Annotated in this window: 13 protein-coding genes and 1 pseudogene; 1 reads left to right on the top strand and 13 read right to left on the bottom strand. The window is 70.4% G+C overall.

Features of this window, described 5'->3' with window-relative positions:
- Positions 1-100 precede the first annotated feature (100 nt).
- From mycP to ACFVZW_RS26050, 13 genes and pseudogenes are all read right to left on the bottom strand, one after another.
- On the bottom strand, positions 101-1,321 hold the full coding sequence (gene mycP / locus ACFVZW_RS26110; protein ID WP_384525787.1) for a type VII secretion-associated serine protease mycosin: 1,221 nt from the start codon (positions 1,319-1,321) through the stop codon (positions 101-103).
- Positions 1,322-1,338: 17 nt separating this feature from the next.
- Positions 1,339-2,871: a hypothetical protein gene (locus ACFVZW_RS26105; protein ID WP_384525784.1), complete on the bottom strand. Its 1,533-nt coding sequence runs from the start codon at positions 2,869-2,871 to the stop codon at positions 1,339-1,341.
- Positions 2,872-2,955: 84 nt separating this feature from the next.
- Positions 2,956-3,441 carry a hypothetical protein gene (locus ACFVZW_RS26100; protein WP_384525781.1) on the bottom strand — a complete coding sequence of 162 codons (486 nt, stop codon included), beginning with the start codon at positions 3,439-3,441 and terminating at the stop codon, positions 2,956-2,958.
- Positions 3,442-3,569: 128 nt separating this feature from the next.
- Positions 3,570-5,894: a xanthine dehydrogenase family protein molybdopterin-binding subunit gene (locus tag ACFVZW_RS26095; protein ID WP_384525778.1), complete on the bottom strand. Its 2,325-nt coding sequence runs from the start codon at positions 5,892-5,894 to the stop codon at positions 3,570-3,572.
- Positions 5,891-7,153, bottom strand: a complete 1,263-nt coding sequence (locus ACFVZW_RS26090) for a 2Fe-2S iron-sulfur cluster-binding protein (RefSeq protein WP_384525775.1) — start codon at positions 7,151-7,153, stop codon at positions 5,891-5,893. Before ACFVZW_RS26090 ends, ACFVZW_RS26095 begins: the two co-directional genes overlap by 4 nt.
- A complete protein-coding gene (locus tag ACFVZW_RS26085; protein ID WP_383550362.1) occupies positions 7,150-8,025 on the bottom strand; it encodes an FAD binding domain-containing protein in 876 nt (291 codons plus the stop codon). The genes ACFVZW_RS26090 and ACFVZW_RS26085 overlap by 4 nt, the downstream gene beginning before the upstream one ends.
- Positions 8,026-8,249: 224 nt before the next feature.
- Positions 8,250-10,058, bottom strand: a complete 1,809-nt coding sequence (locus ACFVZW_RS26080; RefSeq protein WP_384525772.1) for a beta-N-acetylhexosaminidase — start codon at positions 10,056-10,058, stop codon at positions 8,250-8,252.
- A 122-nt stretch (positions 10,059-10,180) separates the two neighbouring features.
- Complete coding sequence (locus ACFVZW_RS26075) at positions 10,181-11,020, bottom strand: carbohydrate ABC transporter permease (protein ID WP_329120015.1); 840 nt, start codon at positions 11,018-11,020, stop codon at positions 10,181-10,183.
- A complete protein-coding gene (locus ACFVZW_RS26070) occupies positions 11,017-12,060 on the bottom strand; it encodes a carbohydrate ABC transporter permease (RefSeq protein WP_384525768.1) in 1,044 nt (347 codons plus the stop codon). Before ACFVZW_RS26070 ends, ACFVZW_RS26075 begins: the two co-directional genes overlap by 4 nt.
- Positions 12,057-13,364, bottom strand: coding sequence for an extracellular solute-binding protein (locus ACFVZW_RS26065; protein ID WP_384525765.1), 1,308 nt, complete (start codon positions 13,362-13,364; stop codon positions 12,057-12,059). Before ACFVZW_RS26065 ends, ACFVZW_RS26070 begins: the two co-directional genes overlap by 4 nt.
- A 209-nt stretch (positions 13,365-13,573) precedes the next feature.
- Positions 13,574-13,867, bottom strand: coding sequence for a DUF3039 domain-containing protein (locus ACFVZW_RS26060; protein WP_329120009.1), 294 nt, complete (start codon positions 13,865-13,867; stop codon positions 13,574-13,576).
- Positions 13,868-13,882: 15 nt separating this feature from the next.
- A pseudogene (locus ACFVZW_RS26055) lies at positions 13,883-14,533 on the bottom strand (RNA-guided endonuclease InsQ/TnpB family protein); the annotation flags it as partial.
- A gap of 205 nt (positions 14,534-14,738) precedes the next feature.
- Positions 14,739-15,299 (bottom strand): YqgE/AlgH family protein, encoded by a 561-nt coding sequence (locus ACFVZW_RS26050; RefSeq protein WP_383550372.1) that lies wholly within the window; start codon positions 15,297-15,299, stop codon positions 14,739-14,741.
- A gap of 266 nt (positions 15,300-15,565) precedes the next feature.
- Here ACFVZW_RS26050 and murA point away from each other — a divergent pair, with 266 nt between their 5' ends.
- Entirely contained in the window at positions 15,566-16,906 is a 1,341-nt protein-coding gene (gene murA, locus ACFVZW_RS26045; RefSeq protein ID WP_352187417.1) for a UDP-N-acetylglucosamine 1-carboxyvinyltransferase, read from the top strand.
- Positions 16,907-17,078 lie beyond the last annotated feature (172 nt).

Below are 17,078 nucleotides of genomic sequence, written 5' to 3'. Positions count from 1 at the left end.
TGAGCCGCCAGGAGAGACGGCGTTGGTCAACACGGCCAAGGATCGCGAGGAAGGCCGCGAGACGAAGGAGGTGACCATGACGCCGGTCATGAGCGTGGCACTAGCTTCGCCGAGATCGAATGACGGGGACGGCGATCGCGGCACCGATGAGGACAGCCGCGCCGATACCGAGCCCGATCCAGAGACCGGTGTTGCTGCCGCTGTCCTCCTGGGCGACAGGGCCGGGGGCCGGTGCGGCCGACTGCTCGCCGGCCTTGGACGGAGCGGCGGACGGCGATGCGGTCTCGGCGACGGCGAGGTCCGGGATGGGACGGACGTCGGCAGGGCCGGGGTCTCCGGGCGTGTTCAGGGCGCGGAGGGGACGAATGGCGCCGTAGCCGATCTGGTCGTTGCGCTTCTCACCGCCGGCAGGAAGCTTGATGGTGTTGAGCATGACCTTCAGCACCTGATGGTTGGTCCAGTCGGGGTGCTTGGCCCAGATGAGGGCGGCGGCGGCTGAGGCGAGTGCGGTTGCGTCACTGGTTCCGCTGGATGTACACAGCCCCGTGGCGTACGTGCAAGCGTGGACGATCTTGTTGCCCGGCGCGACCATGTCCACCTGCGGACCGTACTGGGACTCCGCTGTCTTCATCAGCTTCTTGTCGATCGCGCCGACACCGACAACTCCGGGAGTGGCACCCGGATACTCGGCCTCGTTCCCCTTGTCTCCGCTGTTACCCACCGACGCGAAGACCAGGGCTCCCTTGTCGAGGGCGTACTTCACCGCGTCGGTGAGCTGCTGCGAGCCAGAGATCACTCCCTGGGAGACGTTGATGACCTTGGCACCGGAGTCGGCCGCGTAACGAATGGCCTCCGGAGCAACCCTGTTGAACTGGTCACTGTTGGCCTGCTTGCTCTTGTTCTTGTCCGAGCGCGGAGTTCGGATGGGAAGGATCTTCGCCCCAGGGGCAAGGCCGAACGCTCCGTCTCCCCCTCCGCTCTTGCCCGTGCCCGCGATGAGGCCTGCCATTCCCGTTCCATGGCCTTCGGAATCGGTGAACTGATCACCTGGTTCGTTGGGCGCGAAATCCTTACCCGTCAGAACCTGGCCGCGAAGATCCCCATTGTTCCTGTCCACTCCGCTGTCGATGACCGCGACCGTGACTCCCTTGCCCGTGCTGATCTTCCAGATCTCCTCGGCGCCCAAGGTGTCGAGATGCCACTGCTGAGAACGGATGGACTCCGCATGGGCGGGCACGGATGCGATGCCCACCAGCAGCATCCCCAGAGCGGCCGAAGCGACTGCCCGACCACGGCTCGAACGAATACTGCTGGTACGCATCTACTTCCTCTGGCTACTCAGTCGATGACAGGCGGCGCGACACGACGGCCACCCTGCTGCCAGGTCTCCTCGTCCTCGACGAGGTAGTCCGGCCGCTCTCCATTGCTGTCCTCACGGCGCGATCCCGCACCGTTCGTGCCGGCAGGCATGACGCCACGGCCCATCGGGCCCGTACCGGTGCCAGCACCGCCCTGGGCGCCGCCGGCTCGTACGAGCCCCGAGCCTCCCGGGGTGAACGGACGGGCGCTCGTCGCGCCGGGCTGCGTCGGACGGCCGCCGACGACGCCACCGGTTTCGACGGCGAGGCGTCGACCACCGCTGATGCCGTTCTGGCCGCCCGGGTGGGTACCACCCAGGTGACCGCCCCCACCGCCCATGGGCATACGGCCCGTGCCCTGGCCGTGCTCAGTGCCGATGACCGTGCTGCGGGGGAAGCCGGTCGTCGGCCGGCCCGTGGTGGGAGACACCTGACGGCCGCCGGAGATGCCGTCGCGAGGCATGCCGGTGCCGCCCAGCGGGCCGGGGTTCGCGAGACCGGTCCGGCCCGTGGGACCCACGGGTCCACGCGTCCCGGGGGGCGGCGTGTGGCCGGTACCACCGCTCACGGGGGGCGTGCCCAGCGTGGGCGGGACCACGAGCGGAGGCGTCAGGCCGGGCTCCGGCCTGCCGAGGATCGGGGGCGTGCCCGTCGGCGGCGGTGTCGTGGTCGTCGGCGGAGGCAGCGTGCCCACGGTGTCGATGCCGAGGTCCACGGGGACCTCGGGCCGCACGACGTTGACCGGGCCGGTCTTGTCACCGGACGGCGGGATCATCCCGACGTCGGGCGTCGGCCTGGTGTCCTGGGAACGGGTCGTGGTCGTGGTCGTGGTCGATTCGGTCGTCCCGGTGTCGGACCGACTGGCAGAGCGAGACATGCCGTCCGAGGAGTTGCGAGACACGCTCTCAGGGTCTGGCACGAACGCGGCCGGCGGCGGCGGGAAAGTCGGAGCGGGGAAGTCCTCCATCAACGCCCCGGACACCTTGTACGACGAAGAGAGGCGCTCCATCTCACGGGCGGCGGCCTGCCGGTTCTCCTCCTCCTTCGCCGCGATCAGCTCCGACCTCTCCTTCGGCGTCAGAGTGACCCTGTCGACCTCGGCCATCTGGGAACGAGCGTTGCTCGCCACCGTCTTCGAATCCGGGTCATTGTGATACTTCTTCGCCGCTTCCAGGTTCTCCTTGGCCTGTGCGTGCGAGGTGTAGCGCGGGATGGCACTCTGCGCCGCGGCAATGGACACCGCCACGTCACGCAGCCGTCCCGCAGCGTTCTCGCTGAAGTCCGAGAGGCTGCGGGTGCTGCTCGCCAGATTCGCCGTCCACTCCATGAAGGCCTTCTCGGCCTCGCCCTGCCACTCCACCCGTCCCGGCCGAGCCTTCACCTGCGCTGCGATCTCGTCCAGCTTGACGGCAGCAGCGGCCAACCGGTCCGCCGCTTCCCTGACGTAGAAGCTGCTGGCCTCGTCCAGCCAGTTGATCATCTGCTGGTGGGACATGCTCTGGAAGTCGGTCATGCCGCCGCACCTCCGCCGACGTTGATCTCCACAGTCGTCTCTTCCCCGTTTTCCCCGTACCCGTTACACGCGGTCGCCGGACGCTCAGTCGTTGAGGCTGTCATCGCCCTTGAAGGTGGGTCCAGGCTGCGGCGCGTGACCGCCGGATTCGGCCGCCTTCTTCGCAGCCTCCGCCTCGGCCTTCGCCTTCACGTCACTCGCCCGCTGGCTGATCTGCAGCATCCGGTACTTGATGTCGTCATCCGTCTGCTCAAAGCCGTTCTTCGACATGACGACCGCGATCCCCATGCCCTCCAGACAGTCACCCAGCACGCCGGAAAGCGTCGTCAGTTGCGTCAGTACGGTGTCGTACGAACCGAAGATGCCGGACGCCTCGATCCAGGCCGCCCCACCACCGCCGAACTGGTTGCGCTTGACCGGCTCCGAGGCCATCTTCTTCGGATCGGCCGGGGACTCGGTCAGCATGACGATCAGTTCGTCGATGCCCTTCTTGAACTCGAGCATCGTCTCGGAGTTGTAGGCAACGCTGCGCGCCCCAGACGCGCTGCCTCCGTCGATTGGTGCCAGCATGTGAATCGCCCTCCCCCGTGAACCAACAGTCAAGACCAGAAAAGCCAAGTCAAGTCTAGGAGTTCACTGTACCGAGGAAGACGGACAACGCGCACCTCCCGGTTGCAGAAGCAACGCGAATCACATGGTTACGAATTGGGCACGCCCACCGCCGCCTGTGCCCTGATCGGGAGTCGGTTGACGGGGCGTCCGGTCGCTGCGCGTACCGCTGACGCCACTGCCGCCGGGGCCGTGACCACCGGGACCGCGCTTGCCGGCTTGGCGCCGAAGGGGGCCACCACGTCGCGTTCTTCGACGAGTTTCACGATGCGAATGTCCGGGGCGTCCAGGGATGTCGGGAGTGCGTAGCCCGTCAGGTCCGGGTGGCGGATCAGGCCGCGGGCCGTGCGGAGGTTCTCCGTGAGGGCCGCGCCCACGCCCTGGGTCACGCCGGCCTCGATGCGGGTCGCCAGCTGGGCCGGGTTGAGGACGCGGCCGACGTCCTGGGCGACGGCCATCTCCACCACGCGGATCGCGCCCAGTTCGATGTCCACGTCCACCACCGCGCGGATCGCGCAGAACGCCAGGCCCACGAAGGCGTCGCCCTGGCCCGACTCGTCCAGGGGCTCCGTGGGGTGCGGGCGGCACTGGGCCGTGGCCCAGAGTTCCTTGCCGTCCATGGCCTCCGTGACCGTGGTCGACAGGACGCCGTCGTACGACGTGATCTTGCCGTCCGTGATCTGCAGCAGCTCCGTCGACATCCCGAACTTGTGGGCCAGGGGCTGCAGGAGCTGCGTACGGACCATCTTCGCCGCGCGCTCCACCGCACCGCCCGACACCCACGTGTGGCGGCCATGTGTCGCCGGGCCCGCCGGAGGCTGGTCCGTGTCGACCGAGGCGACGTGGACCTCCTCCAGGCCCAAGGTCTCCTGGACGATCTGGCGCGCCAGCGTGCTGAATCCCGAACCCGTGTCCACGGCCGAGCAGATGACCGTCGCCACGCCGTCCTGGACCCGTACCGTCGCCGTCGAGACCTCGTCCGCGCCCTCCGCGCCGAGCATGTGCACCATGCCCAGCGCGTAGCCGACGCCCCGCCGCACCGCGCCCGGCTCGCCCGCGCCCTCCGGGCCGCCCGGGAGGAGCCAGTCCTCCTCCGGGGAGTCCAGGGGGAGCGCGGGGAGGGGGAAGTCCCTTACCGCCGACAGCAGTTCGGCCACCGGCGCCGGGCAGGTCACCGTCTGGCCCGTCGGCAGGATGTCGCCCGTCGCGAGGACGTTGCGCAGGCGCAGCTCCGCCGGGTCCAGGCCCAGCTTCAGGGCCAGCTTGTCCATCTGCGCCTCGTACGCCGCGCACACCTGCATCGCGCCCTCGCCCCGCACATGGCCGGACGGCGGGTTGTTCGTACGGACCGCCCAGCCCTCGATGAAGGCGTGCGGGACGACGTACGGGCCGCAGGCGAAGGCCACGGCCGCGGCGAGGGACTCCGACGACGCGTCCGCGTAGGCGCCCGCGTCGAGGAGGATCTGGGCCTCCACCTTCACCAGGCGGCCCTCCGCGTCCGCGTGGTGGCGGTAGCGCAGCAGCGTCGGGTGGCGGTGGGCGTGGCCGAGGAAGGACTCCTCGCGCGTAGCCGCCAGCTTGACCGGGCAGCCGGTACGGAGTGCGAGGAGGCCCAGGGGGATCTGGAAGCCCGGGTCCTCGCGGTCGCCGGTCGCACCCGGGACGCCGGTCACCACGACCTTCACCTGGTCCGGCGACAGGCCGAAGCAGGCCGCCGCCAGGTCCCGGTCCGTGTGCGGATCGGTCGAGGCCGTGTAGATCTCCACCCCGCCGTCGGGGCGGGGCACGGCCAGGCCGGCCTCCGCGCCGATGGGGGCCGGGTCCTGCCGGCCGATCCGGTACAGCCCCTCGACCACGGTCTCGCCCGCCGCCTCCGCGTCGCCGAAGCGCAGCGGGATGTGGCGGATCAGGTTGCCGTCCGGGTGCAGCGGCTCGGCCGCGAAGGCCTTCTCCGGGTCCGTGACCGGCTCCAGGACCTCGTACTCGACGGCGATCGCCGCCGCCGCGAGCCGGGCCGTGTCCGGGTGGTCGGCGGCCACGGCCGCGATCGCCTCGCCGTGGTGGCGGACCAGTTCGGAGGCGAAGACCGGACGGTCGGCGACGCGACGGCCGTACGTCGCCTCCCCGGGCACGTCGGCGTGCGTCACCACGGCCCGTACGCCGGGCATGTCGGCCGCGGCGGTCGTGTCGATGGAGACGATCCGGGCGTGCGGGTGCGGCGAGCGCAGCAGGGCGGCCCACAGCAGGCCCTCGGCCCACAGGTCGGAGGCGTACGGGAACGTGCCCTCGGTCTTGGCCCGCGCGTCGGCCGGCGGGAGGGACGAGCCCAGGCCGTGGGCGACCGCCTCCTGCTCGACGCCGTCGAGCTCCGGCGAAGCCGGAAGGGTGGTGGCGGTGGTCGCGTCGCTGCTCACGCCATGCCTCCGTCGTGCGGGTGGGGGATCTGGTGCGGGATGCGCGCCTCGTCGGCGCGGTCCGAGGCCGCGCTCGCCTCGCGCTCGGCGACGACCTCCCGTACGGCGTCGAGGACGCCCCGGTAGCCGGAGCACCGGCACAGGTTGCCGCAGAGCGCCTGGCGGGTCTCCAGCTCGGTCGGGGCGTGGTTGCCCTCGAGCAGGTCGTGCACGGTCATGGCCATGCCCGGGACGCAGAAGCCGCACTGGACGGCTCCGCAGCGGGCCAGGGCGCGCTGTACGTCCGAGGGTTCGCCGTCGGTCGCGAGGCCCTCGACCGTACGCACCTCGCTCCCGGCCGCCGTCGCCGCGGGCACCAGGCAGGAGGCGACGAGCCGGCCGTCGACCTGGACGTTGCACGCGCCGCATTCGCCCTGCGAGCAGCCGTCCTTGGCGCCGGCCAGGCCGAGCCGCTCGCGCAGCACGTAGAGCAGCGACTCGCCGATCCAGGAGTCCGTGACGGGTCGGTCGGCGCCGTTCACACGAAGGACGTACGAACTGTGCGGGTGCTCGTCGCTGTCCGCGCTGTTGCCCGTGGAGTGCGCCGGAGGGAGCTCGGGGTCGTCCGCGGGGGAAGCGGGGGAAGACGACGGGTCCGGGTCCGGGGACACGCCCTCAGGAGCCACGAGGGCCTCAGGAGCCTCTACGGCCGCCTCGGGGGCCTCAAGGTCCGGGGTCCCCGCCACCTCGGCGGTCTCGACGGCCTCCGGCTCCTGAACCGCCCACGGCGCCGGCGCGCCGCCCGGCAGCGTCGCCGGTGCGCTGCTCGCGTACTGCGCCAGCATCGACGTCGTGAACTCGCCCGATTCGTCCGACGAGTCCGCGCCGTCCGACACGACCGGAATCGTCCACTGGCCCGTGGCGGCCGGGTCCGGCTCCGACGCCGCCTCGAAGCTCCACTGGCCCGTCGCATGGGGGTCCGGCTCCGACAGGAACTCCGGCTCCGGCTCCACGGCCTCCGCCGCCGTCGGCGTCTGCACCACCCACGAACCGGTCGCCGCCGGATCCGTCGCCGCCTCGGGCGCCATCGGGGCCAGCGGGACGAGCGGAGTGATCATCGGCGGTACGTAGCCGTGCCCCGGCGCCTCCAGCGGGACGCCGTCCAGCATGAACTCGGGCGGCAGCTGTACGAAGGCGGTGGCATCGCCGTCGTAGCCCTCGCTCTGCGGGATCGGCTCCCAGCCGCCCCCCTGCCCGTGACCATGGTTCTCGTTGCTCACGACAGCGCCCTCCCCAGTGCCCGTCGGGCCAGCGCGGCGACCGTGCGCCGCAGGTGCAGTACGGCCGGCGGCAGCTGCTCGTCGCCCGGCGGGTCCGGGATGCAGGCGGCGGCCACGTACTCGCCGAACGCCGTCAGCGCCTCCGGCGCGAGGCCCCGCTCCCCGTCCCAGTCCACCAGCGAGGCGATCCAGTGCTCGGCCTCCAGCGGGCGCAGCGGCATCGGCGCGATGGCGCCCACCGCACAGCGCACACCGCGTCTGGCCGGGTCGAGGACGACGGCGACGGAGGCCGAGGCGCGGGCCGGGCCCGTGCGGCCCGTGGCCTTGAGGAAGACCTGGGGGGCGTGCAGCAGGGGGACGCGGACGAACGCGACCAGCTCACCGGGTGCCAGCAGGTCGCGGCCGGCCAGCAGGTGGGAGACGGGGATCTCGCGGGTGCCGAGCGGGCCCATGACGACCAGGTCGGCCTCCAGGGCCGCCAGGACGGGCAGGGAGTCGCCCGTGGGGGCCGCGGTGACGATGTTGCCGCCGAGCGTGCCCGCGTTGCGGATCTGGGGCGGTCCGGCGGCGCGGGCGGCAGCGGCGAGGGCGGGGATGAGGGCCGCGAAGTCGGGGCGGCCCATCCGGGAGTGGGTGAGGCCCGCGCCGAGGAGCGCGTGGCCGTCCTGGTACTGCCAGCCGCGGATCTCGTTGATCCGGCCGAGGCCGACGAGCGCGGCGGGCCTGAGCTGGCCCTTGTTGACGGCGGCCATCAGGTCGGTGCCGCCCGCGACGGGCACGGCGGCGGGCATGGCGGTGAGCGCCGCCACGGCCTCGTCGAGCGAGGCGGGCAGCGTCACGGACTGCGCCGTCTGTGGTGCGTGCGTGGTCAACCCGCTGCCCCTTCCCGGTGTCCCCGGCGGTCCCCGACTGTCCCCGGCTGTGACGCCTGTGTGGCCGTACCGTACGTGCTCACAGCCCGGACGTGGCAACTCTGGCACATCTTCCGAGCCGTCCGACGCGAGGGTCCGCGAAGGACGGTTCCGTCCAGGAGATCCCACCGGTGACGGTAACTTCCGGTTTGTCGCTCTTGGGTGACACGGGGACGCGAGGTTACTCACACGTTCGGGGGCAGCCCCTCGATGGGCCTTCCGAGGACGCCCGGGCGCCGCTGCCACGGCAGCGGTCCGGTCGGCGGCCGGTAGCCGACGCCGAGGGCGTCCAGGCGCCGGTAATGGGCGGCCATCCGGCGCTCGAACGCCGCGAAGTCCCGCTCCGCGGGCGCGGGGAGGGCCGACCAGGCGACCTCGGCGAAGGCGGCGAGGCGCGGGAAGACCTGGTAGTCGACCCGGCCGCGGTTCTCCATGACCTCGGTCCAGACGTTGGCCTGGGTGCCGATGACATGGGCGGCGGCTTCCGGGGACAGCCCCGGCGGCACGGGCTCGAAGCGGTAGACGTCCTCCAGGGTCCGTACGTAACCGATGGGCATCGGCTCGTCCTCGCCCGGCGCCTGACGGTGGTCCAGATACACCTGCTGCTCGGGGCACATGACGACGTCGTGGCCCGCCTCGGCCGCCGTGATCCCGCCCGCGTACCCCCGCCAGGAGGAGACGGCGGCGCCGGGCGCGAGGCCCAACTCCGTCGTCTCGCCTCCGCGCGCTCGTACCCGCTGTCGACGCTCCTCGTCGAGCGGTCGCTCGTCCCTCGCTCCCTCCTCCTCGTCACTCTCGACAGCGGCGCGCCCTTCGGCTCGACTCCCACCCTCCAGGATCTCGTCCCAGCCGATCAGCCGGCGACCGCGGTCGGCGAGCCAGCGGTCGAAGTGGCGGATGAACCAGGACTGCAGCTCGTTCTCGTCGGCGAGCCCCAGCTCCTTGATGCGGGCCTGGGCCGTCGCGGACTCCTTCCACTGGCCCTTGGGGCACTCGTCGCCGCCGACGTGCACGAAGGTGGACGGGAAGAGGTCCAGGACCTCTTCGAAGACTCCCTCGTAGAAGCGGAGGGTGGCGTCGGTGGGGGCGAGGACGTTCGGGTTGACGCCCCAGGTGTCCCAGACGGTGAGGGCGGCGGTGTCGACGACGTCGGTGTTGCCGAGTTCGGGGTACGCGGCGATGGCGGCCTGCGAGTGTCCCGGGATGTCGATCTCGGGGACGACGGTGATGTGCCGTTCACCGGCGTACGCGACGATCTCGCGGATGTCGTCCTGCGTGTAGTAGCCGCCGTGCGGGGTCTCGTTCCACAGCGGTGAGGCCCGGTGCCCCCACTTGGTACGGCCGCGCCAGGCACCGACCTCGGTGAGCCGGGGATGGCGCTTGATCTCGATGCGCCATCCCTGGTCGTCGGTGAGGTGGAAGTGGAAGACGTTGAGCTTGTGGGCGGCGAGGAGATCGAGGTAGCGCAGGACGTCGTCCTTGGGCATGAAGTGCCGTGAGACGTCGAGCATGAGCCCGCGCCAGGGGAAGCGGGGGCTGTCGGTGACGGTGAGCGGGGGGAGGTCCCAGTCCCGGTCGACCCGGCGCACCGGCGCCTTCCGGTACGCATCGGGGCCCAACAGCTGACGGAGCGTCTGGGCGCCCCAGAAGACGCCTGCCGCGCTGCCGCCCTCGATGAGTACGGCGACGTCGTCGAGGGAACCGTCCGTCGAGAGACGGTAGCCCTCGGGGCCGTACGCCTCCTCGATCGCGGGGCTGATACGCAGCCGGATCCCGCCCGGATCGCCGGCCGGACCGCCGCCGCCCGGCGCGAACGGCAGCCCCGTGGCAGGGCCGAGCGCGGCCCGCAGCCAGCGCGCCACGCCCTCGGTGCCCGGCCCGGCGTCAAGGGTGGCGTCCGCGTCCAGCGAGCGGGAACCGGGAGCGTCCCCTCGCGCCTCGACCCTGCCGGGCGCGGGGATCAGCGACTCGTGACGGTCGTGGTCGTCATGCATGGCATCGGCCTTTCGAAGCGGAGGTCCTCGGACACGGGCGCGCAGCGGCACTCAGGGGCACGGGCCCGCAACGGGGCGGGCGGGCACGGGCCCACGACGGGGGCACACGTGGAAAAGCCCCCTCAGTCCTTCACCGCCCCGCCCAGTCCCGAGACCAGACGGCGCTGTACGAGGACGAAGAAGACGAGCACCGGGATCGTCATCACCGTCGACCCCGCCATGATCCCGCCCCAGTCGTTCTCGTCCGGCTTGAAGAAGACCAGCAGCGCCATCGGGAGGGTGGACTGCGAGGTGTCGCTGATGAGGAAGGACTTCGCGAAGAGGAAGTCGTTCCAGGTCGAGATGAACGAGAAGACGCTCGTCGCCACGAGCCCCGGGAAGACCAGCGGGAACAGGATCTGCCACAGGAATCGCGTACGGCTGGCGCCGTCGATCTGGGCCTGTTCCTCCAGAGCCTCGGGGACCGCCTTCACGAATCCGCGCAGCATCCAGATCGCGAACGGGAGCGAGAAGGCGATGTGCGGCAGGATCAGCGAGCCCAGCGTGTTGAGTTGGCCGAAGTCCCGCATCAGGAAGAAGAGCGGGATCGTCAGCGCCTCGATCGGCACCATCTGGGCGACCAGGAACATGATGAGCAGCGTCGTCCGGAAGCGGAAGCGGAAACGGGTCACCGCGGTCGCCGCGAGGAACGCGATCAGCGCGGAGGCGAGGACGACCGTGCCTGCCACGATCAGTGAGTTGAGGAAGTACCGGCCGAACTCCTGTTGTTCGAAGACGCGCCGGAAGGAGTCGAGCGACGGGGACAGTGTCCACGGCCGCGGGTCGGTCGACTGGATCTCTCCGGCCGGCTTGAAGGCGGACAGGACCATCCAGTACAGCGGGAAGGCGACGACGGCCGCGACGAGCAGGGCGGCGGCCTCCGCCGCGAGGCGCCCCGGGCGCCGGATGCGGAACGCGCTCACAGTTCTTCTCCCTGGCGGCGCAGCAGACGGAGGTACACCAGCGTGACCGCCAGCAGGATCAGCAGCATGACGACGCCGATCGCCGAGCCCAGGCTGTACTCGGACGAGGCGAACGCCTTCTGATAGGCGTACACGTTGAGGACGAGGTTCTGGCCGGCGATGCCGCCGCCGTTCGTCATCACATAGATCTGGGTGAAGACCTTGAAGTCCCAGATGATCGACTGGATCGTGACGACGACCAGGATGGGCCGCAGCATCGGCGCCGTGACCGAGCGCCAGATCCGCCACTGCGAGGCCCCGTCGAGGGACGCGGCCTCCAGGACCTCCGACGGGATGGCCTTGATGCCCGCGTACACCGTCACCATCACGAACGGGAACGAGCACCAGACGACCTCGAAGAGGACGAGCGCGAAGGCGCTGAGGCGGCCGTACGTCCACGAATAGTCACCGAGACCGAGGAGCCGGTTCACCGGGCCGAAGTCGGGGTCGAAGAGGAAGACCCAGACGGTGGAGCCGGTGATGGCGGGGGTGGCCCAGGCGCCGAGCGCGGCGAGCATGAGCGCGAGGCGCGGCAGTGCCCGTACGCGCGTCAGCAGGACCGCGAGCGCGCACCCCACCGCCAGGGTGGTGACGACGCAGGCGGCGGCGAACAGGACCGTGGCGAGGAGTACCTGCCAGAACTGCGGGTCGGAGAAGAGCGCGGTGTAGTTGCCGAAGCCCTGGAAGGAGGTCGGCTCGCCACCGCTGACCTGGGCCTGGGTGTACTCCAGGAAGGAGATGAGCCCGAGCTGGTAGATGGGGTAGAGCAGGAGCCCGCCGAGGACGGCGAGCGCGGGCAGGAGGTAGAGCCAGGGCGTCCACCCGGAGCGGCGGGGCCCCTTGCGGGGCCGGGCCGCCGGGCCGCCGGGGGCCCGGCGGGGACCGGGGACCCGGCGCCCGGTCGCGAGGTCGCCCGCGACGGTGTGCGTGCCGTCCGTCTTCGTACCGGCCGAACCGTCCGTCTCCGTACCGCTGGGATTCGTACGGGCCGTCATCGTCATCGGCCCGCGGACGCGAAGGCCTCGTCCATCTTCTCGGCGGCGTCGTCCGAGGCGGCGTTCACGTCCTTACGGCCGCTGACGACCTCCTGGAACATCGTCGGCAGCACCAGCGAGGCATCGATCTTGCCCCAGCCCGGGGAGGCGGGCACGAACTTGGCGCCGGCGCCGAGGGAGTCGATGAACGGCTTCACGAAGGGCTGCTTGCGCGCCGCGTCCGCCCGTACGTCGGTGTAGGTCGGCAGGAAGCCCATCGCGTCGAAGAGCTTGCCCTGCGTCTCCTTGCCCGCCAGGGACTTCATCAGGTCGATGGCGAGGGTGCGGTGCGAACTGCTCTTCATCACGCCGATGTTGTTGCCCCCGGCGAAGGCGGGGGCGATGGAGCCGGCCGTGACGCCCGGGAGCGGTACGACGGCGTACTTGCCCATCACCGAGCCCGCTTCGACGGCCGCGTGGCTGAAGTCGCCGCCGATGGCCATCGCGGCCTTGCCGGAGGCGAAGGCGGTGACGGTCGCGTTGCCGCCCATCTGCGCGCACTTGGCGGCCGGGCAGTTGTCGTCGCCGAAGAGGGAGGTGTAGGCCGCGATGCCCTTGCGCGCGGCCTCGCTGTTGATGGCGGCCTTGTAGGACCCGCCCTCCTCCGTGGCGAGTTCGCCGCCGTTGGCCCAGATGAACGGCATGGCGCCGTAGGTGTAGGCGCCTCCGACGGCGATGCCGTAGAGGTCCGGCTCGGCCTTGTGGATCTTCTTGGCGGTGGAGACGAGTTCGTCCTGCGTCTTGGGCGCGGAGAGGCCCAGGTCCTTGAAGACGTCGGTGCGGTAGTAGAGCGCGCGGACGCCGACGAAGAGCGGGGCGCCGTAGATCCTGCCGTCCACGGTGACGGACGCCTTGGCGGTGGGGTCGGTGTCCTTGGCGTCGGCCCAGGCGCCGAACTCGGCGCTGATGTCGGCGAGTCCGCCGTCCTTCACGTAGCCGGCGGTGTCGGTGTTGCCGTACTCGATGAGGTCGGGGGCGGACTTCGGGTCGTTGAAGGCGGCCTTGATGCGCTGGGCACGGGTGTCGACGGGGATGTACTCGACCTCGACCTTCGCCCCCTTGTGCTGCTGCTCGAAGGCGGCGACGGCCGCGTCGACGACCTGCTCCTTGGGCGTGTTGGCGACCTCCTGGAAGAGCCAGACGCGCAGGGTGCCGCTCTTCTCGTCCGTCGCGGCCTTGCCGTCGGAGGTCTGCGGGGCACAGGCGGTGGCGGTGAGGCCGGCGAGCACAAGTGCGGTGACCGGGGCGGCGATACGGGCAGAAAGCTTCATACGGGGGCTCCCACCAATCGGCGTTGCAGCATACGCAACGGGCGTTTCGTGCTGCACAACACGCGAGAGGTTAGGGCCGGACCAACTCCCGGACAAGTGGTCTCAACCACTCTGTGACCGGCGGAAGCACCCTCCGCAACGCGAGACGGCCCCCGGTGCGCGTACCGAGGTACACACACCGGGGGCCGTCTCCGCGACGAAGGAGCGGGTTACTTCTTGTCGCCGCCCTTGCCGTCCTTGCCCTTGTCCCCACCGGGACCCATGGACTCGTAGATCTCCTTGCACATCGGGCAGACCGGGTACTTCTTGGGGTCGCGCCCCGGTACCCAGACCTTGCCGCACAGTGCCACCACGGGAGTGCCGTCGAGGGCACTCGCCATGATCTTGTCCTTCTGGACGTAGTGGGCGTAGCGCTCGTGGTCGCCGTCACCGTGGGACACCTGCGGCGTCGGCTCCACGAGGGTTCCCGTACCTGCCCCGCGCTCGGGCTCGAGAGTGCTCATGGAACCCAAGGGTAATCAACCGCCCGCCGTTGCGACGACAGGGCTTGCATGACAGATGTCAACCGGCGTGACACTCCGTACGCGTCCAGCCACCCTCGGGCTCGACGAGGCAGGGGCCGCTGACGGGGCCCCGCTTCGCCACAACCCCCGCGCACGTGCGCGAATGTTGCGGGAGCTGTTCCGATCCGCATGATCAACGAATCCGCAGGACCGGCATGCGAACCGGGCCTGGGAGACCCTGTTCGCCTTGTCGACGTGGCCGCACTCGGCGCAGGTGCGGGAAGTGTACGCCGGATCGACGTACACCACCGGAACCCCAGCCTTGCGGGCCTTGTACGCGATCAGGTCTCCCAGCTGCGCAAACGACCAGGAGTGCAACATGGCCCGTTGGGGCTTGCGGAGCCGTACCCGCTCGCGGATGCCCGTCAGGCCCTCCAGGGCAACTCCCCGACCGGTGCGTTCAGCCTCGGCCACGATGCGCTTCGCGATCTTGTGATTGATGTCCCTCGTCCGTCGCGCTCCTTTGCAGCGGCGTCGCCGAGCACGACGCTTGGCCGACCTTGTGTTCTTCTGCCGGAGCTTCCGGCGCAGTTGCCGATCGCGGGCACGCAGGCGGTTCAGCTGCCGTCCCGCCATGACCTCGCCATCCGAGGTGGTTGCGATGTTGCCGCTTACGCAGGGAGAAGTTCTTGAATTCGCCTGTCTCGAATGCGATCTTCCCGACCCACGAGGCGGCTTCGTTGCAGGCGTGCAGGGTCGCCGCGAGTGCCGCCTGGTCGGCCGTCGGGGCGAGTTTGACCTGCACCGTGAGCTTCATCGACGTTCACGCGATGCCTCGCTCGCTCGTTCGCATCCGCCGAAGGATGTCGTCTCAGTTGAGGGAGGGATCGTCCGGGTACGTCGCCACCATCGCGAGGTCGCTCCGCTGGCGGCGGAGGACCTCTCGCCAGAGGGTCTCCGGGCGGGGTGAGGACACGTCGCCCGGTTCGGATTCGACCACGTACCAGGCGCCCTCGCCGAGCTCCGTCTCCAGTTGACCCGGGCCCCAGCCCGCGTAGCCGGCGAAGATCCGCAGGGAGCCGAGCGCCGGGCCGAGGAGTTCCGGCGGGGTCTCCAGGTCGACCAGGCCGATCGCTCCGTACACCCGGCGCCAGCCGAGCGGGCCCTCGTCGCCGGGGATGACCGCGACGCCGAGCGCCGCGTCCAGGGAGACCGGGCCGCCCTGGAAGACCACGCCCGGGTCACCCGCCAGGTCGGCCCAGGGCGCGAGGATGTCACCGACCGTCACGGGGGTCGGCCGGTTGAGAACCACGCCGAGCGAGCCCTCGTCGTCGTGGTCGAGGAGCAGCACCACCGCGCGGTCGAAATTGGGGTCGGCCAGGGCGGGGGTGGCGACGAGCAGCCGTCCTGTGAGCGAGGACACCTCGGTCATGCGACACATGATCCCGCATCTTCGGCGATTAGGGAGGTCGTCCGGTGGAGTGGACACACGCGGGACACCTACGCAGTTCAGGGCCGATCCGCGCGGCACTCGCCGGACACAAACGGACGGTAACGCTCCGCAAGATTGGGTGAACAGAGAGTGTTGTGCCGAATTCATTACATCTGACAGGCCCCCTGATGCTTCCTAGGGGGGTGCCCCCGCCCCTTACCCTTTTCCCTGGCCCCCTGCCCGACCCCCACCGGAACGCGAGATTCATGACCGGCACAGACGATGTACTGCTTGTCCACGGCGGAACCCCGCTGGAGGGTGAGATCCGCGTCCGCGGCGCGAAGAACCTCGTGCCCAAGGCGATGGTCGCCGCTCTCCTCGGCAGCGGGCCGAGCCGACTGCGCAACGTGCCCGACATCCGTGACGTCCGTGTGGTCCGCGGGCTGCTGCAGCTGCACGGAGTGACGGTCCGTCCTGGTGAGGAGCCGGGCGAGCTGGTGCTCGACCCGACGCACGTCGAGTCCGCCAACGTGGCCGACATCGATGCCCACGCCGGTTCGTCGCGCATCCCGATCCTCTTCTGCGGTCCGCTGCTGCACCGCCTCGGCCACGCCTTCATTCCCGGTCTGGGCGGCTGCGACATCGGCGGCCGGCCGATCGACTTCCACTTCGACGTGCTGCGTCAGTTCGGCGCGACGATCGAGAAGCGGGCGGACGGTCAGTACCTGGAGGCTCCGCAGCGGCTGCGCGGCACCAAGATCCGGCTCCCGTACCCCTCGGTCGGCTCGACCGAGCAGGTGCTGCTCACGGCCGTGCTGGCGGAGGGTGTCACCGAGCTCTCCAACGCCGCTGTGGAGCCGGAGATCGAGGACCTGATCTGCGTCCTGCAGAAAATGGGCGCGATCATCTCCATGGACACCGACCGCACCATCCGCATCACCGGTGTCGACAAGCTCGACGGCTACACGCACCGCGCGCTCCCGGACCGCCTGGAGGCGGCCTCCTGGGCGTCGGCGGCGCTGGCGACCGAGGGCAACATCTACGTCCGCGGCGCCCAGCAGCGCTCGATGATGACGTTCCTCAACACCTACCGGAAGGTGGGTGGCGCCTTCGAGATCGACGACGAGGGCATCCGCTTCTGGCACCCGGGCGGCTCGCTCAACGCGATCGCCCTGGAGACGGACGTGCACCCCGGTTTCCAGACCGACTGGCAGCAGCCGCTGGTGGTGGCCCTGACGCAGGCGGCGGGCCTCTCCATCGTCCACGAGACGGTGTACGAGTCGCGGCTCGGTTTCACCTCCGCGCTGAACCAGATGGGTGCCCACATCCAGCTGTACCGCGAGTGCCTGGGCGGTTCGGACTGCCGCTTCGGTCAGCGGAACTTCCTCCACTCGGCGGTCGTGTCCGGCCCCACCAAGCTCCAGGGCGCCGACCTGGTCATCCCGGACCTCCGGGGCGGCTTCTCGTACCTGATCGCGGCGCTGGCGGCGCAGGGCACGTCCCGCGTCCACGGCATCGACCTGATCAACCGCGGCTACGAGAACTTCATGGAGAAGCTCGTCGAGCTGGGCGCGAAGGTCGAGCTCCCGGGCAGCGCGCTCGTGTAGCCCACCGCAAGACGACCGCCTGAGGCACGCCGGACTCCTTGCTGGGGGTCCGGGGGTCATCCCCCGGGTGAGCACAGCATGGAGAAGCTCGTCGAGCTGGGCGCGAAGGTCGAGCTCCCGGGCAGCGCGCTCGTGTAGCCCACCGCAAGACGACCGCCTGAGGCACGCCGGA

This window comes from Streptomyces sp. NPDC059567 (genome assembly GCF_042735655.1).
In the GTDB taxonomy this organism is placed as follows: Bacteria; Actinomycetota; Actinomycetes; order Streptomycetales; family Streptomycetaceae; genus Streptomyces.
This window is presented reverse-complemented; position numbering and strand designations above follow the sequence as displayed.